This window comes from Oceanococcus atlanticus, assembly GCF_002088235.1.
GTDB lineage: Bacteria > Pseudomonadota > Gammaproteobacteria > Nevskiales > Oceanococcaceae > Oceanococcus > Oceanococcus atlanticus.
This window is the reverse complement of sequence record NZ_AQQV01000001.1, coordinates 415,721-441,396: the sequence shown is the minus strand read 5'-3', so window position 1 is coordinate 441,396 and position 25,676 is coordinate 415,721. Positions and strand designations below refer to the sequence as shown.

Here is a 25,676-nt window from a genome sequence, read left to right as displayed (position 1 = left end):
TGCTGTTTGATGTCACCGCCGCATCCAGCGGCGGTGACGCGGTTCAAGAAGAAGCCTAGCTCAACTCGAAACTGGTGCTGCGCAACTCGCGATCAGGTTCATGCACATGGCTGCCCATGATGTAGTTGACGCCCATCTGCCACAGTCGCGCCATACCGTTGGCGTCGGTGACCCGCTCGGCGATGGTTTTCACACTGTGCTGTTTGGCGTACTCCATGATCGCTTCCAGCGCCTGCATGTCTGAGCCTGCTTTGCCGATCGATTCGGTGAAATCGGAATGCAGTTTGATGTAGTTGACCTTGAGGCGTTCCAGCATCTGCGGCGACTGACGGCTGGTGCCGAAGTGGTCCAGCGCGGTTGACAGGCCGATGGCTTGGGCGGTGTTGACCAGGTTCTGGGCGCGCGAAATGTGGTCCTGCAAATGGTGCTCGCGGATCACCAGCACCATGTGGCCCTTGAGGAAGCTGTTCTTCTCCATGAACGGCTTCAGCCAGGTGATGAATTTGTCGGCATCGGCCAGCGTGTTTTCAGAAACACGGACGAAGAAGCAGGGGTCGCGGTGCTCGGATAACTGCTTGCCGATGACCTGTGCAGCCCGTTGCACAACCCAGCGATCAATGTGCGGCATCAGGCCGTTGGCTTCGGCGGCGGGCATGAAGTTGCGTGCCAGCACCTCTTCGCCGTCCTCGTCGATCATGCGCAGTAGGATGTCCGAGAACTGACGCTCTTCGCCGGCCAGGCTGGCGATGTTCTGATAGGCCAGCTCAAAACGATTGTCGTTGAGCGCTTTCTTGACCTTGGCGGCCCACAACGCTTGCTGTTCCTTGCGCTTGAGTTCTTCCGCCGTATCACCGGCGATGGTGATCGCATTGCCGCCGTCCTTCTGCAGTTCCAGCGCCTGTCCATGCAACTTGCTCAACAGCGCCTGAGGGTCTTCCGGATCGCTGGCCAACGGATAGATGACCACGCTGGCTGTGCAGGAAACTTCTTTTTTGCCCGCTTTGAGCACGCTGCGAGTGAGCGTGCGCTGGAAATGTTCGAGGTTGCCACGCATATCCTCGAGCGAGTCGCGATGCCCCAGGATGACCATTTCGGACAGAGAAAAACGGAAGATTCTGTCGTTGTCGCGGCTGGTTTCGCGAATGATTTCGATGACTTGCTCGGCAACCTGTTCGGCGCCGTCATAACCGGCGCGCTGTTCCAGCCCGGTGTAATCGTCCAGGCTGACAAAAATCAGGCTGGCGACGGCGTCGCCTATGCTGGTCAGGGCCTGCTCATGAATGGCTGCGATGACACCTTGTCGGGCCACACCGGCATCTTTGCTGATGTCGCCAACCGGGCCTCGCGATTCCTGGCCGCGAATTTCGATGGCGGGTTCGCCATCGTGTTCAATGCGGATGAAGCGCGCATCCAGGCGCTTGGTGGCGCCGCTGTCGCTGCTCAGTGTGAACCCGACCGGTGCGTCATCATGACGACCTTTCATGACGGCTTTGACCGCGTCCTTGACGGTTTGCTGATCTTGCTTGGCGACCAGATCCATCAGCGGATAGCCAATCAGATCTTCTGGGTCGGAGAAACGCAGCGCCTGAGCCAGGGCCATGTTGGCGTGAACCACAATGCCTTCCTGCACGCGCATACCCGGTGCGCTGGTGCTGCCAAGATCCTGCGTGCGGACCCGCTCGAGTTCGGCGATCTTGTCGCGCAAACCTTGCAGTTCCTCGTGCATGGCGTAGAGCTCGTATTCCTGCTGGAAGAGCATTTCCAGGTGCGGCAGATTGCCCAACGAGACGATGCCGCGTGCGCCTTGTGCCATGGCATCCGTGACGCTGCGTGCATCGGTGTTGTTATTGAGCTGGAGTACCGGGATCTGCGGCTTGTGGCGGTGGACGGCTTCGACCAGCTGAATCAGCCGGCAATCGGAAAACTCGGCATCGTGAATCGCAATGCAGATATTCGATTTTTCGATGATGTCGGCAAAGCTGTCGAGGCCAGGGGCAACGAGCACGTGCACGCTATGGCCGCTGGTCCGAAGGTGCGCTTCGATTTGTTTGGCATCGTTCGGGGTGTGGGCCAGTACCAGCACTTCACCCTTCATCACAATTCTTTGCCGCATGTGCTTGTGTGATCCTCTGTGTTTCGCGAACCGGGCGTTACAGTCCCCAGTTCATTGGCAGTTTGCCTTGTTCTCCCGGTACCTCGCGCACCAGTCGCGGGACCAGATAGCCCGGTAAGCGGGCATTCAACTCCCGCATAATGCCACGCGCGCGATCGTCTGCAACCGCGAAATGTGCGGCGCCGGCGACAGGGTCGAGCTGGTGCAGGTAGTACGGCAGTACACCAATCTCGAAAAGGCGCTCGCTCAGCCGCGCTTGAGCCTCGGCGTCATCATTCACGTTGGCCAGCATCACGGCCTGATTCAAGAGGGTGAGGCCAGCGCTGCGCAATTGATCGCAGGCGCTGGCAACCGCCGCGTCGAGTTCCTGCGCATGGTTACTGTGCACCACCAGCACGACACGTAAGCGCGAGTCGCGCAAGCGTGCAAGTAATGTGCCGGTGATGCGTTCCGGCAGCACGATGGGCTGGCGGCTGTGAATGCGCAGGCGACGCACATGGGGAATGTCCTCAAGCGCATCGATCAGGCGTGTCAGCTTGTCATCGGACAGGCTCAAGGGGTCGCCACCGGAGAGAATGGCTTCTTCAATCGTGCTGTCAGCGGCCAGTGCTTGCACCGCTTTTTGCCAGCCATCCGCGCCCTCGCGCGCTTCGTTGTAGGGAAAGCTGCGTCGAAAACAGTAGCGGCAGTGCACGCCGCAAGCCGCCGTGGTGATGAGCAAGGCGCGCCCGTGATACTTGTGGATCAACCCAGGCTGAGGTTGGAATTGGCTTTCCATCAGCGGGTCGTTGCCAAAACCGGGCACGCTGTTGTGTTCCAGTTGCCGCGGCAGAACTTGCAGCAGCAGGGGATCGCGCGCGTCGCCGTAGCGCATGCGCCGTGCGAAGCCCCGCGGCACGCGCATGGCAAAACCGTGCTTGGGCGGCGTTAGTCCGTCAATCGCGCTCTCGTCGATGCCCAGATCGCGCAGCAAGGACTGTGGGTCGCGATAGGCTTGGCGCAGTTCGGCCTGCCAGTCCGCTTCAAGAGCGGGCTGCGCAGTGCACGTCGGCCGGGCGTGTTCGATGGCGGGCTCAGGCATACGTTATTATTGGTGGTTTGTTTCCAGTGCAATTGTCATGAGCAGCTACTCCACCAATCAATTCAAAGGCGGTCTCAAAATCATGCTCGATGGTGACCCGTACACCATCGTTGAGAATGAGTTCGTCAAACCGGGCAAAGGCCAGGCTTTCAACCGCGTCAAAGTGCGCAATCTGAAGAACGGCCGCGTGGTCGAGCGCACCTTCAAATCCGGTGATTCGGTGGAAGCGGCTGATGTTCACGAGCTTGAGCTGCAGTACCTCTACAACGACGGCGAATTCTGGCACTTCATGGAGCCGAAGTCGTTCGAGCAGTATACGGCGGATGAAAACGCTGTGGCAGAAGCCAAGAACTGGATCAAAGAACAGGACAATTGCACGGTGGTGCTCTACAACGGTGCGCCGTTGAGTGTTGAGGCGCCGAACTTCGTTGAGCTGGAAGTGACCGAAACCGATCCGGGTGTGCGTGGCGATACCTCCGGTGGTGGCGGCAAGCCGGCGACCTTGGAAACCGGTGCGGTGGTGCGCGTGCCTTTGTTCATCGATGTGGGCGACAAGCTCAAAGTGGATACGCGCAGCGGAGAGTACGTCTCCCGCGCATGAGCTCAGCTCCACGCGCCTGGCAGCCGGCGGCCAGTATTGAGGCGCTGCGCTTCCGGGCGGCTGTGGTGTCCAAGCTGCGTACATTCTTCACGCAGCGTGAGGTGCTTGAAGTTACAACGCCGGTCCTGTCCGCAGCAGCGGCAACCGACCCGCAGATCGACAGTTTGTCGTTACGGGATGCGCGCGGGCAAAGTTGGTGGTTGCAGACCTCGCCTGAATTTCACATGAAACGGCTGCTGGCTGCCGGCAGTGGAGCGATCTATCAGATCGGGCCGGCGTTTCGCGGTGATGAATTGGGGCGCTGGCATAACGCCGAGTTCAGCATGCTGGAGTGGTACCGCCCGGGCTTTGATCACCACCAGTTGATGGATGAGATAGAAGCGCTGTGGTGCATGCTGTGTGAGACTGAAGCTCAGGCGTGGCCGCGTTACCGTTATGCGGCACTGATTGAACAGGCAACAGGGTTGAGCTGGGCCGAAGCCTGCGACGGGTCAAAGCTGCGCAAAGCACTGGAACGCGAACTGGGGCCTCTGCCGGTTGACCTGGATACCGCTGGCCTGCTGGATGCGGCGATGAGCTTGCTGGTGGGGCCAGCACTGGGGCACCAGCAGCCGTGTTTTGTGTATGACTTTCCCGCCGATCAAGCGGCCTTGGCGCGGGTGGAGACAGGCCAGGACGGATTGCCGTGGGCAAGCCGTTTTGAGTGGTTCTGGCGTGGTCAGGAGCTGGGCAACGGCTTTCACGAACTGACCGATGCGCAGGAGCAGGCACGTCGTTTTGCGGCGGATCGAGCCCATCGACAGCGCAGCGCGCAGACCGATGTGCCGCACGATGAGTGCCTGATTGCAGCGCTGACCAGCGGTTTGCCGGATTGTGCCGGCGTGGCCGTTGGCGTCGACAGGCTGTGTGCTTTGCTGATGAATGCCGAGGATGTGTCCTCGGTGATTGCATTTCCTGCTGATCGCGCTTGACCCTGGAGTTGGCTCCAGGGTGATGCTGTGATCAGATTGATCGAGGATTAAACCGTGTTGGCACTGATCGGAAGTTTGCTCGCACTGGGCGCCGGACCGCTGATCTATAGCCGTGCAGCGCCACATTCCTATTTCAGCCGGGCGCTGGATGGGTTCGTGTTTGTGGCCATCGCCGGGCTGGTGATTCTGGAAATCCTGCCGGAGGTGGTTGAGCACGCGGGCTGGTGGGTGTTGATCGTGGTCGCGTTGGGGCTGTGGGGGCCGACCTGGCTGGAGAAAATGTTCCACCGTGCGGCTCACCGCACGCACATGCTGACCGTATTGCTCAGCGCTGTGGGCCTGGTGGTGCACACCGTGTTTGACGGTGCGGCGCTGACCCACGGCGGCTCACCCGCGTTGGGGCTGGCGATTGTCATTCACCGCATTCCTGTGAGTCTGGCCGTATGGTGGCTGTTGCGACCGACCTGGGGGCCAGTGATGCCGCTGGTCATGCTGGCCACCATGGCGGGTGGCACTGTGGCGGGTTATCTGCTCGGCGGCGAGATGCATGTGCATGAGTCTGAAGCCGGGTTCGCCGCCTTGCAGGCATTTGTGGCGGGATCGATCCTGCATGTGGTCTTCAATCGGCCGCATATGGAGAACGCAACGCGTGATCCTCTGATCAAAACCGATCAGGCCGAAGGACTCGGCAGCGTGCTTGGATTGCTGGTCTTCGTGCTCATGCTGGGCGCCGACATGCTTCTGGGCCATGCGCCCACGGATGGATTGCAGCGTTTGCTGGAGCTTTCGTTGGCGGCCGCTCCGGCCTTGCTGTTGGCCTACGCCGCAGGCGGCCTGATTGCTGCCTTTCTGCCGGCATCCTCGGTGGCTTGGTTGTCGCGCGGCGGAGGGTTGTCTCAAGCCACGCGAGGCATGGCTGTGGGCTTGCCGCTGCCGGTTTGCAGCTGCGGTGTGGTGCCGCTGTACCAAAGCCTGATTCAGCGCGGCGCGCCGCCGTCTGCGGCCATGGCGTTCTTGATAGCCACCCCGGAGATTGGCCTCGACGCCATTTTGGTTTCCATTCCGCTGCTGGGTGGTGACATGACGATTGCGCGTGTGGTGGCGGCCGCGGTGATCGCCTTGCTGGTTGGGTGGTGGGTCGGCCGCTGGGCCGGCACGCTCAACAACGAGCACAAGCAATGCTGTCATGCGCACAGCCCAAGTTTTTCCGGCAAACCCGCAGAGCGTCTGCGTTCTGGCTTGCGTTACGGCTTTGCTGATCTGGTTGATTCCACCGCGCCGTGGGTGTTGTTCGGTCTGGTTGTCGCGGCTGCAGCCCAGCCGATGCTGGAGCAAGCCTGGCTGCAAGACATTCCTCCGAGTTTGCAGGTGTTTGCGTTCGCGTTGCTGGGGTTGCCGTTGTATGTATGCGCGACCGGTTCGACACCGATCGTGGCGGTGATGCTCATTGCGGGCGTGGCGCCCGGCGCGGCACTGGCGTTTTTGATCACCGGACCCGCGACCAATCCTGCCACCTTCGGGGTTTTGGCCAACTTGCATGGCCGCCGCGTGGCATTGGCCTTCGGTGTGGCCACCGGTGGGTTGGCCGTGGCTGCGGGGTTGGCGGTCAATCAGATTGCGCTGAACATGGATTTCAGTGAAGCCAATCTGCATGCCTTCCCGTTGTGGCTGAGCTGGACGGCGCTGGTTGCATTGATACTGCTGGTGGTGGCGTCGGTGGCACGGCGTGGTGCACGTCGATTCATGTCGGAGCTTCAGCTGGGGCAAGCTCACGCCCATTAGTCCAGGCCTGGGTTGGTCATTTGTGCGCCGGAGAATTGTGCGGGATAGTTCCGGGCCAAGGTGTTGACGAGCAGCGTGGCTGTCGCAGATGAAAAAGCGCATTCATATCCCGGTGAACCGCAGCGGCGAAGAGACGCGTCCGGCTGCACCTGACGATGCTCCGGTAGAGCGTCAGGCTCGCAGCGCTCGCGCAGCCGCACAGCCACAGCGGTCAGGTCCGGTGTTCGGGCTGGCCGTCGCGGTGACAGTCATTCTTGCGCTGGCTGTTGCGGCCTATTACCTGGTTGCCAATGACATCAGCCTGTCGCTTGATCAGGGCATCAGCGATGCCGAGTTGTCACGCCAGCTCGACACCGTGGTGAGCAGTGCGCGCCTGCTGGAGCTGAGTCAACGCAAGGCCAACCAAGATCAGGTCGCGCTAAAGCATGCCCAGGAGCGTGACGATGAGGTACTGATCGACACCTTCCGTTTGTCGCTGGAGAAGAGCACCCAGGATCAGCGCGCGTATCAGCGTGTGTGGGCCGAGGCTCTGGTCGTTTTGCATGATGAGTGGCAGCTGCGGCGTCAACGCATCGAGGCCGCTTTCGTTAACCGACTGGAAACGCTGGACGAGGCTCAGGTGGGCAGCCGTGAGGCGCTGCAAAAGAGCCTCAGCTGGATTCAGGCGGTGCCACAGGAGTCCACGCCGGCCGACTACTTCACGGCACAGCTGTCAGGAGGATCAAACACGTGAGCAAGACTGCAGTGGCTTTGACCCTGGTGCTTGTGCTGGCCGGCCTGCAGGGCTGCGCAAGTTCGCCCGATACCGCCGGCTATGGCGACCGTGAATGGTGGCTGTTCTGCGGTATCTGGGTTGATGGCGGCAACCTGCAGGGCCCGGCGCGACAGCTGTGTGGGGCGGATCGACCGGGCTGGAGCATCGGCAAGACGGCCGTGTCAGCTGGCGCGCTGTGTGGTCTGGTTGCCGCAGTGACCGGAGGCTCGGAGAAGAATGTTGCCGCCTCTGCCGGCATTTGTGCCGCAGCGGGTGCGATTGGCGCGTCCATGGCCAACCGCGGTTTGCAGGCCTACCGTGAAGATGTCTCCAGCGCCAACCAAGGCTTGTCTGCGGCGCGTCGTGATGTTGATGCGCAGATTCGCGCCAACCAGCAGGCCGAGCGCGATGTGGCTCGCCTGCAGCAGGAATACCAGTTGATGCAGCAAAGCGTGCGTGACGACCGCGCATTTTTGAGCGAGGCGGCACGCATTCAGGCCCAGCTCGATGAACAGCTGCAGCAGGCACGTGAGCGCACGCAAGCCCAGCGCGACTCCATCACCCTGATCGAACAGGCCATTTACGACATCGAACAGCAGATGAAAAACGCGCCGAACAAACGCGAGCTGGAAGCGATGCGGGCTGATCTGCAACGCGAGCGTGAGCGGGTCCAGATTGCTCTGGAGGAAAGCAACGGCCTGATTACCCAGATCGAAGCCGAGCAACGCCGTGTGGCGGCCGGCATCAAGGCGCGCAGCTGAGATGCGGCGGTTACTCGCGGGCGTATTGACGCTGCTGCTGGTGGGCCTTGTCGGTGGTTGTGCCAGCAACACCTGCGACACCCGCTCCAGCCGCATGTCGGCCTATTGCGCCAGCCTTTACGGCATGGGGGTGCGGACCAATGCCAACGCTCACATCGAAGACATCGAGGCGCAGACACAGGCACTGCAAGAGGAGTTGAAACGTCATCAGGCGCGTGCGCGTGAGTTGCAACCGCGTGTCGATGGCGCCCAGCAGCGGCTGGATGAGCTGGCACGCTCGACCTCGACGGTGCGGCAGGAAGCGGCGCGTCTACGCCAGGAGATGCAGACCAAGACAGCCGAGCTTGAGCGACTGATGACCCAGGAAGAGGCGCAGATGCGCCAGCTGGAGACACTGTCACAGGAGCAGGCGCAATCGCAGGCCCGGCTCGACGAAATTCAGCAGCTGGCCGACAAGCTGCGTCAGACCCAGCAGTCGATTCAGGACATACAGGATTACCTCGACCGCGATCTGCTCGAAAGGGCAGAAGTGACGCTGCGTTATGGCGGTTGAGACCTGGCGGCGTGGCCTTGTGCTGGCGCTGTACCTGCTGCCCGTCGTGGCTGCGGCCGAGCAGGTGCTGATCGAGCGCGCACCGTACCGGGTCAGCTTGCCAGAACAGGCCTGCGCGGCGCAGCAGCGCATCCGGGTGGTTGCTGATGCGCACCAGCACCTGGGCTACGACAACAGCGATCTTAAGGCCGTGGTGCGGCGTGCCCATGCGGCTGTGTGGCTGTCTTGCTTCAAGGTCGAAAGCCTGTGTGTGGAGGCGTATCTGGCGGGTTCGGACATCCGTGTCATGCATGCGCGGGCGCACCGTGAGGACGATTTCGATCTCAAGATCGCCGCGCCGCCGGATTGCACGCCTGTGCAGGCCGAGGCCACTGCAGCGGACAACGATGCCGCTGCCCAGACCCTTGAGAGCGTGATGCAGCGGGCGGCGCAGTCCGATGCACAAGCCCTGCATGCGTTTGCGCAGCACTACCAGAACAATCCACAGGAGGCCGTGGCCAATGACGTGCTTGAAACCGTCACCGGGCGCCCGGAGCAGGTCGCAGCACTCAGCCGGGCTGAGAAAATTACCTTGCTGGAGCTGCTGGCGGCCCGTGAAGGCTCGCGCGAGGCTCTGGCAGCCATTCGCCAGGACAGTCTGAACGGGTTGGCCAGCGCCGATTACGCCCTGGGCCGCCTGTACGCGGGCGACCGCCAGGCCAAGTTGCCGATGGATGATGCGTTTTTAGAGCAAGACCTGCACATTGATGCAGCGCAGGACCGGCGTGACCGGGCCACTGTTGCCGCCTATTTTTTCACCCAAGCGGCGCGCAAGGGAGACCGCGTTGCCGAGCAGATTGCCGAGCTGGCCGGGCTTGAGGGCGCGCAGAAAGACGGCGACGGATCGTCCTCAACGGATGCAACGCAAGCGGGGCAAGATGTGGCGCGTGCGGATGAGCAGGCCAATGGCGGGCCGCTGGAGAGCGGCGAGGAGCAGGGCCAGGGCCGGTCAGCGCTGGAGGCGGCTGAGACGGATGCAGGCAACGCCCCCGATGGACGCGCGCTTGAAGCCGGCCCAGTGCCCGGTGATGCGTTGCGCCCCGGTGTGTTCGTGGGTTTGTCGCAAGGGGATGCGCGTGGCGTGGTCGAGCTGGCTTTGCTGCCCGCGCCGGCACCGCCACAAAGCGCGTCCGATCAGTCGGCTGAACAGGCCGAGGACGCACAGTCCGGCGCCCCATCGGCGGCGCCAGCAGTCCCCACGTCCGGGTCTTCGGGCGCGCCGTCGCCCGAGCCGCCCGTTGCGCCCGAGGATGTGCCGTATGAGCAGCCCGAAGGTGAGTTGATCATTGATTGAATGCTGTCTGTGCAGCAGGAGCGAGTACCTATGTCAGGGCTGAAAAGCTGGGCTTTGTGGTTTGCACTGATCGGCGGTGCGGCCTTGCTGGTTGGCATCGCCTTCTGGTTGAGCTGGATCGATCCGCGTTTTCACGGTCTGGTTGAGCGCACCATGTATCTGGCCATGGGGGTGATTGCGACCACCCTGATCGTCAATCAGGCGCGGGTCATGTTGATGCTCGATCGCGAAACCCAGCGGGCGATCGATATTGCCCAGCGGGTTGTCGCACCGGCGATCCGCGCCGACGATGAGGCCGGTGCAGCCACGTCGCATCATCTCAGGCGCAGTATCGAGCAGCTGCATTTTGAAGGTGAGGAAGACGCAGTGCCGCGCGGCATGAACCGCCATTACTTCGCCCGTCACCTGAAAAACCTGCTGGAGATGTCGCGCACCCGCAGTCTCAAGGCCGATGGCCCTGCCGCGGCGGTGAGTCAGGACACCTTGATCGAGATTCTGCACGAGCGTCTGAGTGCGGAAAACCGTTTTATCGAACTGTTCTCCAGCGTGTTGGTGACCCTGGGGCTGATCGGCACCATTCTTGGCCTGATGCTGATGATGAGCAGCCTCACCGATGTGATGCAGGCGCAGGGCGCGGGTGACGGTTTGCTGCAGGCGCTGGCGGCCACTGATGGCCCGCTTTCGGGGCTTGGCGTGGCGTTCATGACCACCTTGATTGGCGCGGTGCTGGGCGGCGTGGTGCTGCGTGTACTCACCGCGGTAGTGGAACGGCACATCACGGACTATGTGGCCGAGGTGGCCGAGTTGACGGACATTCACGTTATCGGCCGGCTGTGAAATTTCGCACGCGCTCAAGCGGCACGAGTTTCTACGAAACCGTGTCCGATTTGATGTTCGGCACCATGGCCATCGTGGTCATGCTGATGTGCATTTTCATGGTGCTCAACCGCAAGAGCGAAGGCGCGCCCGCCACGCCACCGGACACCCTGGAGCAGCAATCCAGCGACGGAGAGATCGAAACCCTGGTGTGTGTGCCCGATCCCACGCCGTCGCCGCATGAGCTTGAGCTGGGCGGCTTGCAGGCGCAGGTTGATGAGCTGCGCCAGTCGTTGGCCAGCGCCCAGGAAGAGAATCGCAACGCCAATGAAGCGTTCGGCGGGCGCGAACAAGGCGGTGAACGTGAAGCCCATCATGTGCAGTTGGTGATCGCCGTTGATGTGACCGGCAGCATGCAGCGCGAGCTGGATGAACTGGCCGAGTCCATCGCGCTGCTTGGAGAAACCTTGCCGCGCATGGTCAACAGCGTGGCCGTGGGGGTTGTAGCCTATCGGCGTGATGCACAAAATCGTGATGTCAGCGCCGTCTACCCGCTGAGTCCGGTACGCCCGGCGCATCAGGATCAGGGCCGCAGCGCCAAAAATCTGCGCAGCTGGGTCCAAGCCTTGCGTGCCGAGGCCGGTTCGGCACCGCTGGGCAGTGCGCTCAAACGGGCCTTGGCCATGTTTGATGCCGCCGGCACATTCCACGGCCAGCAAGTCCTGATGGTGCTGGGTGATGTTGGCCCGTTTGAAGATGGTTGGCAGGATCAGTCGATCACGGCAGCCAACCGCGAGCAGGCTCGCGCGCTGGTTGAGCAGGTTGCGCAGTGGCAGAAGTCCGGGCCCGGACGGCGTCTGCTGGCGCTGTTCTCCGGCCTGGATGAAATCGCCAAATCCAGCGGTCAGCAACAGCAGAAATTTCTTGAGAGTCAGGCGTTCTTCCGCCGTCTGGGCGATGCGGTGCTGCATGACGAGGCTTATTCGGAAAACAGTTCCGACATGACCGCGCTAATTTTTCTGGCGACGCTGGGCTGAGCATGTTCCGCCGCAAGGACAAGTCACCCAGCGACGGCTTCTACGAAGCCTTTTCCGACATCATCTTCGCCACCATGGCGATCTTCGTCCTGCTGATGACGATTTTTCTGGTCGTGGTCCGGGTGTCCGATGTGCCGCAGCAGGCTGAGCCGCAAATTCAGTCACAGGGCGCTGATGACATTGCGGCCTGCGTGGCCCAGCGGTTTGTGATCGAAGAGCAGCAGCGCGAGCGCGAAGCCAATGCGACGCGTGCGGTCGCCGAACTTAATCAGGAGATCCAAAAGCTGCAGGCCGATATTGAGGCACTCAACAGCGAAACCCAGGCTTTGAGCGCGCGGGCCAGCCGGGCGCGCCCGGAGGTCAAGGACACACCGATAGAAATCGCTATCGCGCTGGACAAGTCCAACAGCATGGCGCACGAGATCGACAATCTGGAGAACGCTGTGCTGCGTCTGGCCCAGCTTCTGCCGCTGATCTCCGAGAAAGTCACCATCAGCATCGTGGCCTACCGCAACAACAGTGCCGGCTATGACGCCAGCGCCTATTTCCAGCGTCGCTGGATACGCCCTTACCAGGATGATGGTGGCGCCAGCCTCAACGCACTGCGTGGGTTTCTTCAAGCGCAACAGGCCGAGGCCGGTGCAGCGCCCATTCTAGAGGCAACCCAGTGGGCGCTCAGCACCTTCAGCGCGGCGCACCCCAAGAAGCGCCAGGTTCTGATGGTACTGGGTGACGTGGGGCCCTACGAAACCCCACGCGGCGGCATCAACATGGGCGCCTGGGGGCAGACCCGGGCGCGCCAGTTCAGCGCGCTGGTCAGCCAGTGGACCCGGGCATCGCCACAGCAGCGCAAGCTGATTCTGCATTTTTCGGGGCTTGATGAACTCAACGGCTGGCAGCGCGCCAAGCACCGCGCCTCGCGTGATCTTTTTCAGCACACCGCCCGCAGTGCCGGACAGCCGGATGCCTACCGTGAAAGCATTGCCACCATGTACGTCGACTTTCTGATCGCGGCGCTGGAGCGCAAGTAGGGCGCTGCAGTTCGTATACTCGCCACATGCCTGAATTGACCGATGCCTGTGGCCGTGTGGTGGCCGTGCCGGAGCGCCCGCAGCGTGTGGTATGCCTGTGTCCCTCGCTGACCGAAACCCTGTTTGAGCTGGGGTTGGATGAGCGGCTGGTTGGGCGAACCCGTTACTGCATCCACCCGGCGCCGCAGATTGACGCCGTGGCGGTGGTGGGGGGCACCAAGAAAATCGACTTTGATGGCATGACCGCCTGCGCGCCGGATCTGATCATCGCCGAGAAGGAAGAGAACCGGCGCGAGGATGTCGAGGCACTGGCGCAGCGCTGGCCGGTCTATGTCTGCGACATCCAGAATCTTGAGCAGGCCTTGGACGCCATCGGGGTGCTGGGGCGCTTGACGGGACAGGACATGACGGCCGATCAACTGGTTCAGCGCATTGAGCAAGCCTGGCAAGGCATTGCGAAGTTGCGGCAACCGCTGCGCGTGCTGTATCTGATCTGGCGCAAGCCCTGGATGGCCGCAGGCCAGGACACCTACATCAACGCAGTGTTGCAGCGCGCCGGCATGAGCAATGTGGCGCTGGGTTTGCCGGGGCGCTATCCGCAAATTGATTCCGCCGAGCTGGCCGCACTCAAGCCCGATGTGTGCTTGCTCAGCTCTGAGCCTTATCCCTTCGAGCACAAGCACGCCGAGGAGTTGGCGCGACTCATGCCGGGCACGCACATGCAGCTGGTCGATGGCGAAATGTTCAGCTGGTACGGCGCCCGCATGCTTATGGCGGCACGCTATCTTGGTGAACTGGTCACGGCGCTGGATGAGGCGCGCCAGGACCCTAGCATCAGCCGCCGGTGACCCGATAGGCCGCCGCAAACTCGGCCGGCATGCGCTTGGGGCGACCGCTTTTGAGATCCACGCTGATCCACTGTGTCACCGCGCGCACGATGGTGGCATCGTCCGCCGGGCGGCGAATCTGATAACTGCGCTCCAGGCGCAGTTTGCCGTCGTTGGCCGTGCACCAGGTGGCGATGTGCAATTCATCGCCGAGCAGCGCCGCGCGCAGATAGTCGATCTCGGTGCGGTGCGCGACCACCCCGGTGTTGAGTCGCTCGTAAACCTCCCAGCCAAGCCCCAGATGCTCGGTGTGGGCCCAGGCGGTCTGTTCCAGGTATTCCAGATAGCGCACGTTGTTGACGTGCTGCATGCGGTCGATGGCGTCGGCGCCGACGCGCACGCGATGGACGAACGGATTCGGATAGTCCCAGCTCATGCCGCGCAGTGTAGCGCTGTCACGCGCTGGGTTCAGCCGCCCAGTTCGGCCGCCAACGGTAGCAGAGGGGGAAAGGCGGGGCCGCTCTCAGGCTCGGCCAATGGGCCGTCTTCGCGTGGCGTGCAATCAGCGCTTTGGCGACCACTTGCGGTGAAGATGCCGGCAAGCAAATGGCGGCGGAAGTTGGCGTCTTCGTATAGGCTGATCGAATGACCGAGCGCGGTGTACCAGGCGTGCCCGCCGAGTCGGGTGTGGCACCAGCTCATGGGATGGTCATTCATGCTGCCTGTTTCTCCGATCAGGAAAGCATCCGCGCCGATGTTGGTGGTGTTCGGGTCCTGGTTGTAGCTTTGCTCGTCGATGTTGAGGAGCACCCGGACCTGACCGCGGGGGTTGCTGCGAAAGCTGTAAAACTCGTCTTCGATGGCCCAAGGACGGGGCAGGTGCGCGGTCGAAGGATGATCTTCGGCCTCGACGTGCAGTTCGCCATTTTGCACGCCGGGGCCTTCATCGGCGCCCAGCGGAAAAACCGGATGGCTATGGAAATAGGCACCGACCAGCTCGGCGTAGAACGGCCAGTCGTACTCGGTATCCGAGGCCGAATGCACCCCCACGTAACCGCCGCCACCGCGGATGTAGCGTTCAAAGGCCATTTGCTGTTGTTCATCCAGAACGTCGCCGGTGGTGCTCAGCCACATGACAGCGGCATAGCGGGCCAGTTCGACATCGTTGAAGAGGCTGGGGTCCTCGCTGTGATCGACCTCGAATCCGTGCATCAAGCCGAGTTGGCGCACCGCATCCACGCCCGTTTCAATCGAGGCGTGGCGAAAGCCGGCGGTGTGAGAAAACACCAGCAGGCGGAAGCTGCTCTGTTCGCTGGGATCGTCATTCTCAGAGCCACATGCAGTGAGCAGTGAGAGGGTCAGCAGGCCGACGAGCAGCGGCGCTAGGGAGAAAGTTCTCTGCATGATGACGCCTGTCAGGTCACGCTGTGGCCAATCGCCCGCGCTATGCGCAGCGAGTTGGCCAGTATCGTGAGGGTGGGGTTGAAGCCTGGGAAGGTGGGGAACAATGAACCGTCCACCACGTGCACGTTGTCGCAGTCATGCAGACGGCCCCAGCGGTCGCACACGGTGCTCTGCGGGTCATCACCGAAGCGCGCGGTGCCGGCATGGTGTGCCGACAGGGTCGGTTGATCCGACATCAGCGGATCGGGCAACACCATGGCACCGCTGGCGCCTGGTGTAGCCTGCAGCATGGCCAGCAACAACGGTGCGGTGTAAGCCGCCGAGGCGCGTTCGTGGGCATGGGGTGCCCAGGTGACGCGTGGCGCTGGCAGTCCGCGCCAATCCTTGACTGTGGGGTCGAGGTCGACCCGATTGGCTGCCTGAGGCAGGTCTTCGCCGACCAGCTGAATGCCAGCCACCCGTTTGCGTATCAGGCCCAGTTGAACCAGTGCTTTGTGTGGCGCCCCTGCCGGCACTCCCAGCCCGGCGTACTGGTAAGCCTCCTGCAGTAACGGCACCGAACCGCCAACCTGAATCAAGCCACCTTTGATATAGGGCACGCCCAGTGCGCTAACGGCCGGGCCGCTGAACGGGCCAACCAGGTCATCGATTTCGACTGTGGTGCTTTGTGCGCGACCGGGTTGTACATCGCGCGCGAAAACCGCGCCGCCGATCGTGAACCAGTGGAACATCATGTTGCGCCCGACCTGATCTGAGCGATTGCCCAGGCCCAAAGGGTGAGCGCTGTTGGCCGATAACAGCAACAGTCGCGCCGTTTGCACTGGGCTTGCTGCGAGCAGGATCTTGTCGGCGCTGATGTGACGAGCCTGGCCATCGCGGTCGAAGTAACGGACATCGGTCGCACGCTTGCCGTCCGATGAGGTTTCTATGCGATAAACCAGGGCACGTTCTATGACGCGGACGCGACCGCTTAACACGGCCGGATTGAGATAGGTCACCAGGGCATCGCCGCGTGCATTGATCGGGCAGCCGAATGAAGAGCACAGCCCGCAGGAATTGCAGGCTGGGCGACCATCAAAGCTTTGCGAATTGACAGCCGACGGGTAGGGGTAGGGTTCCCAGCCCACATTCATGGCGCCTCGCGCAAGGGCGCGCGCAGCGTAGCCGGTGGGGTTGGGCGGCATCACGAACTGACCCGCGCGTGGCGCTTGTTGCAGCGTACGCTCGGGCATCAGATGCACATCACCCTGAACACCAATGGTGCGCTCGACTTCGTCGTAGTAGGGGGCCAGCTCGTCATAGCTGATGGGCCAGTCAGCCACCTGGGTGCCGTCAACGGGGCCCAATTCGGACAGCTGTTTGAAATCGCCGCGCCAGAAGCGCGGGAATTTGGCGTTGTAGTGCAACGATGTGCCGCCAACCGCAGCGCCGAGGGAGACGTGCGTGCCTTGCACACTGCGTGAGATGCCCTCCGCCGCTTCACCCTGGGTGCGCCCGGTGACGGGCTCGAGGCGGGGATGAGGAAAGCCGAAATGGCGTGCTGTTTTGACCTCGTCGTTGGCGTAGAGGGTGCCCAAGTCGCGGCTTTCGACTTCACCAAAACCAGGGCGCAGATTGCGGCCGCGTTCGAGGACTGTGACGGACCAGCCCTGAGCGGCAAGCTCGTGAGCGGCGATACTGCCGGCGGGGCCGGACCCGATGATGACGGCCTCAGGCATGATCGGCCCTCCATACCCATTCCGGTCGCGGATTGGCAGCAGCGGACAAGCGCTGGCGCAACGCCGCGAGGGAGCCGTCGGCGGCCATGATGTTGGCGGCGAGACTTTCACCCGCAACAATCAGCAACGGTGGCAGTTCTGCGCGCGGCTCCTGAGAAACGGCTTTGTTCGCGGGGCCGTGATCCTGTCCACCGTAGGATGGAGGCAGAAAAGCGTCGAACAGCCCGGGTTGGTCGCGGTTGATCACTTCGCTGTCGGTGTAGCCGCGCGGTTGCACATCGCCGGGCCAGTCGGTTGATGTCCAGCCGACGAGATCGCGGTTGCCACCGTACTCGGGGGCGCCGTACAGACCATCCAGGGTGTTGGGAAATGCAACATCGATCAGAGCCTGGGTTTGCGCGTCGCTGGGGTCGAATACGATCACGTCACGCAACAGTGCGGGCAGGTCGGCAAAGTGCTCGCTGCCGCTGAGCTGATTGATCAGATCCAGGACGGCTGACAGCGGTGTGCCGCTGAGTTGTTCTTGCAGAATCTGACCAAGGGCAGCCGGCAGCACCCCGGTGGCAAGCTGCGCGGCGCGTGCGTCCAGATGGGCCAAGCCTTCGCGGTATCGCTGTTGCAGGCCTTGCACGGGTCCATTGAACTCACGTTCCGGACGCCCTTGCGAACCTTCAATGACCAGCCTCCAAGCCAGCGTTTCATATTCGTCCAGGGCAAGGAAGCGAGCAAAATTGTTGCTGCTCGCGCCGGCTCGATCAGAAAAAGGCCCGCCGGCGTAAATGAGTGGTGGATCTGTGTTGAAGGCAGCCAGTAAAGCATCGATGGCTTCTTCTGCGTGGCCTGCCGCGGCGCCGGGTTGCAGGCCGGCCGGAATCAGGCGGTCGCACAGGGCACGCAGGCTGCGTTTTTCGTTCTCGCTCAGGAAGGCTGCATGTGGCGTGGCGGGTTGATCCGAAGATTGTGCCGCGGCCAGCGTGGCCTGACGCCCACCGCTGCCGGGCTGACATCCGCTTAACGGCATCAACCAGGCGCTCATCAGCGCTACGCCGCCTGATTGCAGCACCACTCGACGCTGCGGCATGCGCAGCGTGTCTGAATCGCTCATGGTGTCTCCCCATCGTTGAGCGTTTATTTATTTATGCTGCTGAGTCTAGCCGGGCAGGGCGCTGTTGTGTATGCCGTGTTGGTCGGCACAAAAAAAGCGGGCGCCAGGCCCGCTTTTTAAGTATTTTTTGGGTGCGTCAGGCGCGCTGTGCCTTGTAGAAATTGCCAGGCTCTTTGCGCAGCTTGCCGCTGGCGATGAGCTCCTGGTGGATCTTGTCTTGCACCTCGGACTTGATGCCGTAGTGGAAGCACAGGTCGGCGATGATGAACAGCGGGGCCGAAATGAACGACTGGTAAACGCTTTCGAAAAAGGCCGGTTTGTTGCCTTCGTAATGCAGGTGACCATAGATCTGTGAGGTCCAGCCGATGATCTGGCCGGCAGCAAAGACCACCGCACCCAGCACATAGCCCTCGGCTGCGACCAAGTGGGCGGCAAACAGCAGCGCGCCATACAGCACAGTGGCAATCGAGCCGAACAGCAGGTCGGTGCGCAGGTAGTACTGCACGCTGTAGAGATAGAGCAGGGTGGCTGCGGTAACCGGAACGCCAGAAACGCTGAACAGCTCCAGCCAGGCCAGCGGCACAAATGCGGTGAAGGTGATCAGCGGTACACCAAACACGTGAATCCACACGTTGGTGTTCTCCTGATGGTAGGCCGTGTAAAAAGCCATTTCGCGGGCAAAGTTGCTCATCTTTTGTTCATCCTCGGCGTCGGGGGTGCGCCTGTTTCATCTATGTTCGACACGATAACTTTGGCTATGGCCGCTCACCATCGTAAAAATTTCAGTACCTTGTCGTAAATTTTCCGACATCGTTGCATGGGCCAGCGATGTTGCGCATTCATGGGGATAAAAGGGAGAACACTATGAGCGAACAGGCGAAACCAGCCAGCCGGCTGGAACGCACACTGGGCGCGGTGGAACGTATCGGCAACCGGCTGCCAGATCCGGCGATGCTGTTCGTGGGGCTGCTGGTGCTGGTGTGGGTGTTGTCGGCGCTGCTTTCGGGGTTGGATTTTGGCCTGACCGATCCGCGCAACGGGGAGCCCCTGAGGGTGAGCAATCAGCTGTCAGGCAGTGCCATGGCGGCGTTTTTGTCAGCCATGGTCAAGAACTTCGCGCACTTTCACCCAGTGGGCGTGGTGCTGGTGGCGATGCTGGGCATCGGCGTGGCCGAGCACACCGGCTTCATCAATGCCGGCTTGCGCGCGTTGCTGTCGGTGACCGCCAAAGTGCTGCTCACGCCGACGCTGATCGCGGTGGGTATTCTCAGTCACACCGCAGCAGATGCGGGTTACGTACTGGTCATTCCGCTGGGTGGGGTGATTTTCTACGCGGCCGGGCGTCATCCCCTGGCCGGTATTGCGGCGGCCTTTGCCGGGGTGTCGGGTGGCTTTTCAGCCAGCTTTGTGCCGGCAGCACTGGACCCCATGCTGCAGGGCATCTCCCAGGCCGGCGCGCACATCCTGGACAGCAGCGTGCAGCTCAATCCGTTGAACAACTACTTCTTTACCGCCAGCTCAGCCGTGCTGGTTATTGCGGTGGGCTGGTGGTTGACCGACAAGATTGTAGAGCCGCGTCTGCGCGCCACTGCGCTGGATGGCGATCTGAGTGATCTGCCCAGCATGCAGCCGTTGGAAGCTGGCGAGCGTCGGGCCTTGCGAGGGGCTCTGGTGGCGATGCTGTTGGGGATCGGCGGCCTGATTCTCAGCACCTTGCCGGAATCCTCGGCCTGGCGTGGGCCCAATGGCAGTCTGGCCGAAGGCGGTGCGCCGCTGATGCGCTCCATCGTGCCGCTGATTTTTCTACTGTTCCTGCTGCCCGGTGTGGTCTACGGCATCATGGCCGGAACGGTGAAGAGTTCGCGCGATGTGATCGAGGGGATGAGCAAGGCCATGACCGGCATGGCGTATTACCTGGTCATCATGTTTTTCATCGCCCAGTTCGTCTACGCCTTCGCCCAGTCCAATCTCGGTGTGTTGCTGGCGCTGGAAGGGGCTGCAGTGCTCAAGGCACTGGCCTTGCCGGCGCCGGTGACCATCGTCGGCATCATCCTGCTGACCGGGGTGATCAATCTGTTCGTGGGCTCGGCGTCGGCCAAATGGGCGCTGTTGGCACCCATCTTCGTGCCGATGCTGATGCAGCTGGGGATTTCACCAGATCTGGCCCAGGCGGCTTACCGGGTGGGGGATTCGACCACCAATATCATCACCCCGCTGATGCCGTACTTCCCATTGGTGGTGGTGTTCTGCCAGCGCTATGTGAAGAATGCCGGCATTGGCACGGTGGCGGCGATGATGCTGCCGTATTCGGTCACGCTGCTGGTGTTGTGGAGCGCCTTCCTGCTGCTCTACTGGAGTCTTGGCATGCCGCTTGGTTTGCAGGCCAGCTACACCTACCCAGGTTAGGCCGGCCGCGCTGCGGACGCCGCGTGGGCGGCGTCCGCAAGGCCTGGGTTCAGGCTTCGCTCTGATAGTAGTCCATCAGAATCTTGGCGCATTCCGGGCGTGAGAACTCCGGCGGCGGCGCCGTGCCTTCAGACAGCATCTGACGCACTTTGGTCCCGGACAGCAGGATGAAATCCTCTTTGCTGTGATCCGGGGCGTCGCGCATCATCACCACCTTGTTGAGCTTCTTTGACCAAGCGGTGTGGTCGGCGCGGAAGATTTCGATGTCGAGCGCGCCCGCCGGAACCTTGTCGTCGAAGATGGTCTGCGCGTCGAAAGCGCCGTAGTAATCACCAACCCCGGCGTGGTCACGGCCCACGATGAGGTAGGAGCAGCCGGCGTTCTGGCGGAACACGGCGTGCAACACGGCTTCACGCGGGCCGGCGTAGAGCATGTCGAAGCCGTAGCCGGTGATCATCACGCTGTTGGGCGGGAAGTAGCATTCGACCATCTTGCGAATGCAGGCATCGCGCACCGGGGCCGGAATGTCGCCCGGCTTGAGCTTGCCCAGCAGCATGTGGATCAGAATGCCGTCGGTGCCCAGTTCTTCATGTGCCATGCGGCACAGTTCTTCGTGGGCGCGGTGCATGGGATTGCGGGTCTGGAAAGCCACAACCTTGTTCCAGCCACGTTCGGCAAACTCGTTGCGAATTTCCACCGCGGTGCGGAAGGTGTCGGGGAAGTCGGTTTGGAAGTAGCTGAAGTTGAGCACGTCGATGGGGCCCGAAATCAGCGTGCGCCCCAGAGCGCGGAAGGTTTTCACGCCAGGATGTTCGGCATCGTCGGTGGCGAAGACCTCGCGCACCACGGTTTCGATTTCGTCTTCGCTGACCGTTTCCAGGGCTTCCACGGTCTGCACCGCGATCACCGGATGGCCTTCCACATTGGGGTCGCGCAGGGCGATGCGCTGACCGACTTCGATGCCGTCGGCGTTGTCGCTCAGGTTGACCACCGGCACCGGCCAGAACAGGCCGTCAGCGGTTTTCAGGTCGGTGGCCACGGCGAGCATGTCGGCTTTGTTCATGAAGCCGTTGAGCGGGTTGAAGTAGCCCGCGCCGAGCATCACGGCATTGGCCGCCGCAGCGGAATTGAGCAGCAGCGAAGGCAGGCTCTCGGCCTCGCGGCTCAGGGCATCGTGCTTTTCGGAGTCGTAGACAAAACGGGGGTTGAGCTGGTCTGAACCGTGCGGCTTGATCATCCTGAATGTTCCGGTTTTTCGAGGGATTCGGGCCGCGAATGTACCGGAATCAGGTCAACCCGTCACGATTCAAAAGGATGAGGTGGCTGCGTTCATGGCCACTTCGCGTGGGCATTGCAGCAGCTTGGAGCCGGCAATGTAGTCCGGGTCGGGATACCAGGAGAAGACGTAGTGGCCGTCCTTGATCGTATCGATCAGAGGCTTGGCCTTGTCCACCGCGACGGCTGGGCAGCCATGGCTGCGGCCTATGCGGCCGGTGCGGTGGATGAAGTCATTGCTGACATACTTGGCGCCGTGGATCACGATGGCTCGATCCAGAGCACGGTGATTGAAGCTCGGCTCCAGGCCCTGCATGCGCAGTGAGTAACCGTTGCGTCCATCGTAAGCGTGCAGGGTGCGGAACAGGCCGATGCTGGACTGATGCGAACCCGGTGTGTTGGAAAAGTGGCGGCTGTATTTGTCACCAGAAGCGCGGCCGTGGGCCACCAATTCCTTAAACAGCAGGGCGCGCTGTTCCAGATCAAACACCCACAGTCGCGGACTGGTTGAAGGCAGGCTGTAATCAATGACGGCCAGACGGGCATCCTCAAGATGCTCGGGGGCGGCACAGCTCAGGGCCTGCAGGGCGTTTTCCAGGACATCCGGGTTCAAGGCTGGTGCGGCTGTGCGTAATTCGCTCAGCAGGCTATCTGCAGCGCTGGCCTGTGCGCTGATCATCAGCGCTGTTGCGGCCATCCAGAGTTTGATTGGCTTGGTCATTGATGTGCTCGACGTGTCCCTGTCCAACTTCGCGGTGAAGCGGCGTTCGCGCATTGAAAACGCGAATCGCTTGTGCACTAACACGTTCAAGCATACGGCAAAGGTTCCGACTTTGTTCACAAAAAATTTGCGCTGAGCCGGAACGGTCTGCTAATTCGTTACAATTGAGGGCTTTGCCCCCGGTCAGGCCCAGTCAGTCCCATGTCGCGATTTCCCGAAGTGAAGCCTCAGCAGTTCTCAGTCATTGAGATGGAGAAGTCCATGCTCAACTGGTGGGAGCAGCAGGACATTTTCGGTCTGTGTACCACGCTTCGTGAAGACGCGCCGCGTTTTACCTTCTATGAAGGCCCGCCGACCGCCAACGGGCGGCCCGGCGTGCATCACGTCATGGCGCGTACGATCAAGGATACGTTCTGCCGCTACAAGGTGATGCAGGGCTACCGGGTCGACCGCAAGGCCGGCTGGGACACCCATGGTCTGCCGGTGGAGATCCAGGTCGAAAAGGAGCTGGGGCTCTCCAATCGGGCTGAAATCGAAGCCTACGGCATCGAAAAATACAACGCCGCGTGCAAGGCCTCGGTGCACAAGTACACCGAGATGTGGAACCAGCTGACCCGGCGCAGCGGGTACTGGGTGGATCTGGAGCATCCCTATGTGACCTACCAGAACAACTACATCGAATCGGTGTGGTGGTTGCTGTCGCAGTTGCATGGCAAGGATCTGCTCTATCGCGGGCACAAGATTCATTGGTACAGCCCGGGGTCGGGCACGGTGCTGTCCTCGCACGAGGTTTCCCTCGGCTACAAGGAAGTCGAAGATCCGTCGGTCACCGTGCGCTTCCCGCTGGAGGGCCAGGACAACACCTATTTCCTGGCCTGGACCACCACGCCGTGGACCCTGGTGTCGAACCTGCTTTTGGCGGTCGGGCCGAGCCTGGATTACGTCACCGTGCAGTGCGGTGAGGAAAAGCTGATCCTGGCAGAAGCCTTGCTCTCAGTGCTGACGGATGATTACGAGATCATCGCGCGCTGCAAGGGGGCTGATCTGGTCGGTATGCGTTATCGCCCAGTGTTCGAGCTGTTCAAGGATCATCCTGGTGCCTTCCGCGTGGCCGCTGCGGACTACGTCACCACCGAGGACGGCACCGGCATCGTGCACACCGCGCCGGCCTTTGGTGCCGACGACTACGCCACCGCGCAGCGCGAAGGGGTGGAGATGGTCAATCCGGTCAAGCGCGACGGCTGCTTCGAAGACGATGTGCCGCTGGTTGGCGGGCTGTGGTTCAAGGATGCCGACAAGCTGATTATCCGCGATCTGAAAGAGCGCGGCCTGCTGTACAAGCGCGAGCAGTACCTGCACAACTATCCGCACGACTGGCGCAAGGGCACGCCGCTGATGTCCTACCCGGTGGATTCCTGGTTTGTGCGCACCACCCAGTTCAAAGACGATCTGGTCGCGCTCAACAAGACCATCAACTGGCAGCCCAAGCATGTCGGGGCCGGACGCTTTGGCGAATGGCTGGAAAACAATGTGGACTGGGCGCTGTCACGTCATCGTTTCTGGGGCACGCCGCTGCCGATCTGGGTCAACGACAGCGATCCCGAAGATATCGAAGTGATCGGCTCCATCGAACAGCTCAAAGCCCGCTGCGGTGACAGCTGGCCGGGTGATGAAGAACTCGACCTGCATCGTCCGTTTGTCGACAAGCTGACCTGGCCGGCGAAAAACGGCGGCACCATGCGTCGCGTACCGGAGATCATCGACGTGTGGTTCGATTCCGGTGCGATGCCGTTTGCACAGTGGCACTACCCGTTCGAAAACCAGGATCTGTTCGAGAAGAACTTCCCGGCTGATTTCATCGCCGAAGGTCTCGATCAGACGCGTGGCTGGTTCTACACCTTGCACGCCATTGCCACCCTGGTGAAGGGTTCGGTGGCCTACAAAAACGTGGTGGTCAACGGTCTGCTGCTGGACGAGAAGGGCGAGAAAATGTCCAAGTCCAAGGGCAACACGGTGGACCCGTTCGAAGCGCTGGATGAGCACGGCGCTGATGCCCTGCGCTGGTACATGATGGCGTCATCGCCGCCGTGGGAGTCGCTCAAGTACGCCGACCGCGGGGTCAAGGAGGTCAAGAGCAAGCTGTTTGGCACATTGACCAACGTGTACAGCTTCTTCGCCACCTACGCCAACATCGATTCGATCGATCCGCTGGCCGCACCAATTGCGCCATCGCAACGCCCGGAACTGGATCGCTGGATGCTGTCGCGTCTGCACAGCACCGCGGCGGTGGCTGCCGAAGCGCTGGAGGCTTACAACCCGACCCGCGCCGCGCGTGCGGTGGAAAAGCTGGTTGACGAGCTGTCCAACTGGTACGTGCGACGCCAGCGCCCAGTGTTCTGGGCCGGCAAGAAAGACACCGGTGTTTCGGACGCCGACAAGTTGGCCGCTTACCAGACCACGTTTGAATGTCTGGATGGCATCGCCCGCATGATGGCGCCGATTGCGCCGTTCTACGCCGACTGGCTGTACCAGAACCTCAAGCGCAGCGATGCGGCCACGGCCTCGGTGCATCTGGCCGAGTTCCCGCGCAGCGATGCGGCTTTGATTGATGCGGCGCTGGAGCGGCGCATGGACCTGGCGCGCACGGCTGTGGGCATCGCCCTGCAGTTGCGCAACACCCACAAGATCAACGTGCGGCAGCCGCTGGCGCGGGTGCTGGTGGTGCTTGAGCCTGGGGTGTCGCGGGCCGATGTTGAAGCCGTTCAGCCGTTGATCCTGGATGAGATCAATGTCGAGGCGCTGGAGCTGGTGGAAGGCGATGCCGGTCTGGTCAAGCGCCGGGCCAAGGCCAACTTCCGCGTGCTTGGCAAGAAGGTTGGCAAGCAGATGAAAGTGGTAGCTGCGGCGATTGCACAGATGAGCAATGCCGACATCAGCGCGTTTCTGGAGCACGGCCAGTTCACGCTGGAGTGTGATGCCGGCGCGGTCGCGCTTGAAGCCGACGACGTGCTGGTTGAAACCGAAGAGCTGGAAGGCTGGGCAGTGGCGCGTGAATCCGGTGTGACGGTTGCGCTGGACACCGAAATCAGCGAAGCGCTGCGGGCCAAAGGGCTGGCGCGCGAGGTCATCAACCGGATTCAGAATCTGCGCAAGCAGGCGGATTTCGAAGTGATCGACCGTATCCGGGTGGAGTTTGCGGCCAGCGACACCCTGGCCCAGGCCATGCAGGCGCACAAGGCTTTGATCATGGCCGAGACCCTGTGCCTGGAGTGGGACGCGGTGGCCGAGCCGCAAGGTCAGCTTGTGGAGACCTTCGATATCGGTGGCGAGGTGCTAAGCCTCGGGCTCAAACCGCTGCAGGGCTAAAACGAACGCCGCAGCCGGTCG

At 61.8% G+C, this 25,676-nt stretch carries 22 protein-coding genes; 13 read left to right on the top strand and 9 right to left on the bottom strand.

Features of this window, described 5'->3' with window-relative positions; genetic code table 11:
- Positions 1 to 55: 55 nt before the first annotated feature.
- On the bottom strand, positions 56 to 2,113 hold the full coding sequence (locus ATO7_RS02025; protein WP_083559241.1) for an EAL domain-containing response regulator: 2,058 nt from the start codon (positions 2,111 to 2,113) through the stop codon (positions 56 to 58).
- 37 nt (positions 2,114 to 2,150) lie between these two features.
- The gene (gene epmB, locus ATO7_RS02020; RefSeq protein WP_083559240.1) at positions 2,151 to 3,194 is read right to left on the bottom strand and encodes an EF-P beta-lysylation protein EpmB; all 1,044 of its coding nucleotides are present in this window, start codon (positions 3,192 to 3,194) and stop codon (positions 2,151 to 2,153) included.
- 37 nt (positions 3,195 to 3,231) lie between these two features.
- Between epmB and efp the strand changes: the two genes are divergently transcribed.
- The 11 genes from efp (at position 3,232) to ATO7_RS01965 (ending at position 13,681) form a co-directional block, all read left to right on the top strand.
- Complete coding sequence (efp, locus tag ATO7_RS02015) at positions 3,232 to 3,795, top strand: elongation factor P (RefSeq protein WP_083559239.1); 564 nt, start codon at positions 3,232 to 3,234, stop codon at positions 3,793 to 3,795.
- A complete protein-coding gene (gene epmA / locus ATO7_RS02010) occupies positions 3,792 to 4,766 on the top strand; it encodes an EF-P lysine aminoacylase EpmA (protein ID WP_083559238.1) in 975 nt (324 codons plus the stop codon). Before efp ends, epmA begins: the two co-directional genes overlap by 4 nt.
- Before the next feature lie 57 nt (positions 4,767 to 4,823).
- A complete protein-coding gene (locus tag ATO7_RS02005) occupies positions 4,824 to 6,548 on the top strand; it encodes a permease (RefSeq protein ID WP_206044759.1) in 1,725 nt (574 codons plus the stop codon).
- 88 nt (positions 6,549 to 6,636) lie between these two features.
- Entirely contained in the window at positions 6,637 to 7,281 is a 645-nt protein-coding gene (locus ATO7_RS02000; protein ID WP_083559236.1) for a hypothetical protein, read from the top strand.
- Complete coding sequence (locus tag ATO7_RS01995) at positions 7,278 to 8,063, top strand: hypothetical protein (protein ID WP_083559235.1); 786 nt, start codon at positions 7,278 to 7,280, stop codon at positions 8,061 to 8,063. The genes ATO7_RS02000 and ATO7_RS01995 overlap by 4 nt, the downstream gene beginning before the upstream one ends.
- 1 nt (position 8,064) lies before the next feature.
- Positions 8,065 to 8,616, top strand: a complete 552-nt coding sequence (locus tag ATO7_RS01990; RefSeq protein WP_083559234.1) for a hypothetical protein — start codon at positions 8,065 to 8,067, stop codon at positions 8,614 to 8,616.
- On the top strand, positions 8,606 to 9,949 hold the full coding sequence (locus ATO7_RS01985; RefSeq protein ID WP_083559232.1) for a hypothetical protein: 1,344 nt from the start codon (positions 8,606 to 8,608) through the stop codon (positions 9,947 to 9,949). The genes ATO7_RS01990 and ATO7_RS01985 overlap by 11 nt, the downstream gene beginning before the upstream one ends.
- 30 nt (positions 9,950 to 9,979) lie before the next feature.
- Positions 9,980 to 10,786 (top strand): MotA/TolQ/ExbB proton channel family protein, encoded by an 807-nt coding sequence (locus tag ATO7_RS01980; RefSeq protein ID WP_158522996.1) that lies wholly within the window; start codon positions 9,980 to 9,982, stop codon positions 10,784 to 10,786.
- Complete coding sequence (locus ATO7_RS01975) at positions 10,783 to 11,802, top strand: vWA domain-containing protein (protein WP_083559230.1); 1,020 nt, start codon at positions 10,783 to 10,785, stop codon at positions 11,800 to 11,802. The genes ATO7_RS01980 and ATO7_RS01975 overlap by 4 nt, the downstream gene beginning before the upstream one ends.
- Positions 11,803 to 11,804: 2 nt before the next feature.
- A complete protein-coding gene (locus tag ATO7_RS01970) occupies positions 11,805 to 12,833 on the top strand; it encodes a hypothetical protein (RefSeq protein ID WP_083559228.1) in 1,029 nt (342 codons plus the stop codon).
- 26 nt (positions 12,834 to 12,859) lie between these two features.
- The gene (locus tag ATO7_RS01965; RefSeq protein WP_083559227.1) at positions 12,860 to 13,681 is read left to right on the top strand and encodes a helical backbone metal receptor; all 822 of its coding nucleotides are present in this window, start codon (positions 12,860 to 12,862) and stop codon (positions 13,679 to 13,681) included.
- Here ATO7_RS01965 and ATO7_RS01960 read toward each other — a convergent pair.
- The 5 genes from ATO7_RS01960 to ATO7_RS01940 form a co-directional block, all read right to left on the bottom strand.
- Positions 13,668 to 14,096 carry an acyl-CoA thioesterase gene (locus ATO7_RS01960; protein WP_083559226.1) on the bottom strand — a complete coding sequence of 143 codons (429 nt, stop codon included), beginning with the start codon at positions 14,094 to 14,096 and terminating at the stop codon, positions 13,668 to 13,670. The two genes, ATO7_RS01965 and ATO7_RS01960, sit on opposite strands and share 14 nt — an antisense overlap.
- A gap of 32 nt (positions 14,097 to 14,128) precedes the next feature.
- The gene (locus ATO7_RS01955) at positions 14,129 to 15,064 is read right to left on the bottom strand and encodes a ThuA domain-containing protein (RefSeq protein WP_083559225.1); all 936 of its coding nucleotides are present in this window, start codon (positions 15,062 to 15,064) and stop codon (positions 14,129 to 14,131) included.
- An 11-nt stretch (positions 15,065 to 15,075) separates the two neighbouring features.
- Positions 15,076 to 16,782 carry a GMC family oxidoreductase gene (locus tag ATO7_RS01950; protein WP_083559224.1) on the bottom strand — a complete coding sequence of 569 codons (1,707 nt, stop codon included), beginning with the start codon at positions 16,780 to 16,782 and terminating at the stop codon, positions 15,076 to 15,078.
- A complete protein-coding gene (locus ATO7_RS01945) occupies positions 16,775 to 17,887 on the bottom strand; it encodes a gluconate 2-dehydrogenase subunit 3 family protein (protein ID WP_083559223.1) in 1,113 nt (370 codons plus the stop codon). Before ATO7_RS01945 ends, ATO7_RS01950 begins: the two co-directional genes overlap by 8 nt.
- A gap of 136 nt (positions 17,888 to 18,023) precedes the next feature.
- Positions 18,024 to 18,578: an Mpo1 family 2-hydroxy fatty acid dioxygenase gene (locus ATO7_RS01940; protein WP_083559222.1), complete on the bottom strand. Its 555-nt coding sequence runs from the start codon at positions 18,576 to 18,578 to the stop codon at positions 18,024 to 18,026.
- Between the two features lie 173 nt (positions 18,579 to 18,751).
- On the opposite strand from ATO7_RS01940, the gene ATO7_RS01935 reads away from it, so the two are divergent.
- Positions 18,752 to 20,293, top strand: coding sequence for an AbgT family transporter (locus tag ATO7_RS01935; RefSeq protein WP_083559221.1), 1,542 nt, complete (start codon positions 18,752 to 18,754; stop codon positions 20,291 to 20,293).
- 49 nt (positions 20,294 to 20,342) lie between these two features.
- On the opposite strand, the gene sat is transcribed toward ATO7_RS01935, so the two are convergent.
- Positions 20,343 to 21,530, bottom strand: a complete 1,188-nt coding sequence (sat, locus tag ATO7_RS01930) for a sulfate adenylyltransferase (RefSeq protein WP_083559220.1) — start codon at positions 21,528 to 21,530, stop codon at positions 20,343 to 20,345.
- Between the two features lie 69 nt (positions 21,531 to 21,599).
- Positions 21,600 to 22,289: a murein L,D-transpeptidase catalytic domain family protein gene (locus ATO7_RS01925; protein ID WP_206044758.1), complete on the bottom strand. Its 690-nt coding sequence runs from the start codon at positions 22,287 to 22,289 to the stop codon at positions 21,600 to 21,602.
- Between the two features lie 201 nt (positions 22,290 to 22,490).
- Between ATO7_RS01925 and ileS the strand changes: the two genes are divergently transcribed.
- Positions 22,491 to 25,655 (top strand): isoleucine--tRNA ligase, encoded by a 3,165-nt coding sequence (gene ileS / locus ATO7_RS01920; RefSeq protein ID WP_083559218.1) that lies wholly within the window; start codon positions 22,491 to 22,493, stop codon positions 25,653 to 25,655.
- The last annotated feature ends 21 nt before the right edge of the window (positions 25,656 to 25,676 follow it).

Coding starts and splice junctions, on each gene's coding strand:
- ATO7_RS01990 (WP_083559234.1), top strand. CDS start 8,065: ATGCGGCGGTTACTCGCGGGCGTATTGACGCTGCTGCTGGTGGGCCTT.
- ATO7_RS01950 (WP_083559224.1), bottom strand. CDS start 16,782: ATGCCTGAGGCCGTCATCATCGGGTCCGGCCCCGCCGGCAGTATCGCC.
- ileS (WP_083559218.1), top strand. CDS start 22,491: ATGTCGCGATTTCCCGAAGTGAAGCCTCAGCAGTTCTCAGTCATTGAG.
- ATO7_RS01925 (WP_206044758.1), bottom strand. CDS start 22,289: ATGACCAAGCCAATCAAACTCTGGATGGCCGCAACAGCGCTGATGATC.
- efp (WP_083559239.1), top strand. CDS start 3,232: ATGAGCAGCTACTCCACCAATCAATTCAAAGGCGGTCTCAAAATCATG.
- epmA (WP_083559238.1), top strand. CDS start 3,792: ATGAGCTCAGCTCCACGCGCCTGGCAGCCGGCGGCCAGTATTGAGGCG.
- epmB (WP_083559240.1), bottom strand. CDS start 3,194: ATGCCTGAGCCCGCCATCGAACACGCCCGGCCGACGTGCACTGCGCAG.
- ATO7_RS01935 (WP_083559221.1), top strand. CDS start 18,752: ATGAGCGAACAGGCGAAACCAGCCAGCCGGCTGGAACGCACACTGGGC.
- sat (WP_083559220.1), bottom strand. CDS start 21,530: ATGATCAAGCCGCACGGTTCAGACCAGCTCAACCCCCGTTTTGTCTAC.
- ATO7_RS01960 (WP_083559226.1), bottom strand. CDS start 14,096: ATGAGCTGGGACTATCCGAATCCGTTCGTCCATCGCGTGCGCGTCGGC.
- ATO7_RS01940 (WP_083559222.1), bottom strand. CDS start 18,578: ATGAGCAACTTTGCCCGCGAAATGGCTTTTTACACGGCCTACCATCAG.
- ATO7_RS01945 (WP_083559223.1), bottom strand. CDS start 17,887: ATGAGCGATTCAGACACGCTGCGCATGCCGCAGCGTCGAGTGGTGCTG.
- ATO7_RS02025 (WP_083559241.1), bottom strand. CDS start 2,113: ATGCGGCAAAGAATTGTGATGAAGGGTGAAGTGCTGGTACTGGCCCAC.
- ATO7_RS01965 (WP_083559227.1), top strand. CDS start 12,860: ATGCCTGAATTGACCGATGCCTGTGGCCGTGTGGTGGCCGTGCCGGAG.
- ATO7_RS01970 (WP_083559228.1), top strand. CDS start 11,805: ATGTTCCGCCGCAAGGACAAGTCACCCAGCGACGGCTTCTACGAAGCC.
- ATO7_RS01980 (WP_158522996.1), top strand. CDS start 9,980: ATGTCAGGGCTGAAAAGCTGGGCTTTGTGGTTTGCACTGATCGGCGGT.
- ATO7_RS01985 (WP_083559232.1), top strand. CDS start 8,606: ATGGCGGTTGAGACCTGGCGGCGTGGCCTTGTGCTGGCGCTGTACCTG.
- ATO7_RS02000 (WP_083559236.1), top strand. CDS start 6,637: ATGAAAAAGCGCATTCATATCCCGGTGAACCGCAGCGGCGAAGAGACG.
- ATO7_RS01955 (WP_083559225.1), bottom strand. CDS start 15,064: ATGCAGAGAACTTTCTCCCTAGCGCCGCTGCTCGTCGGCCTGCTGACC.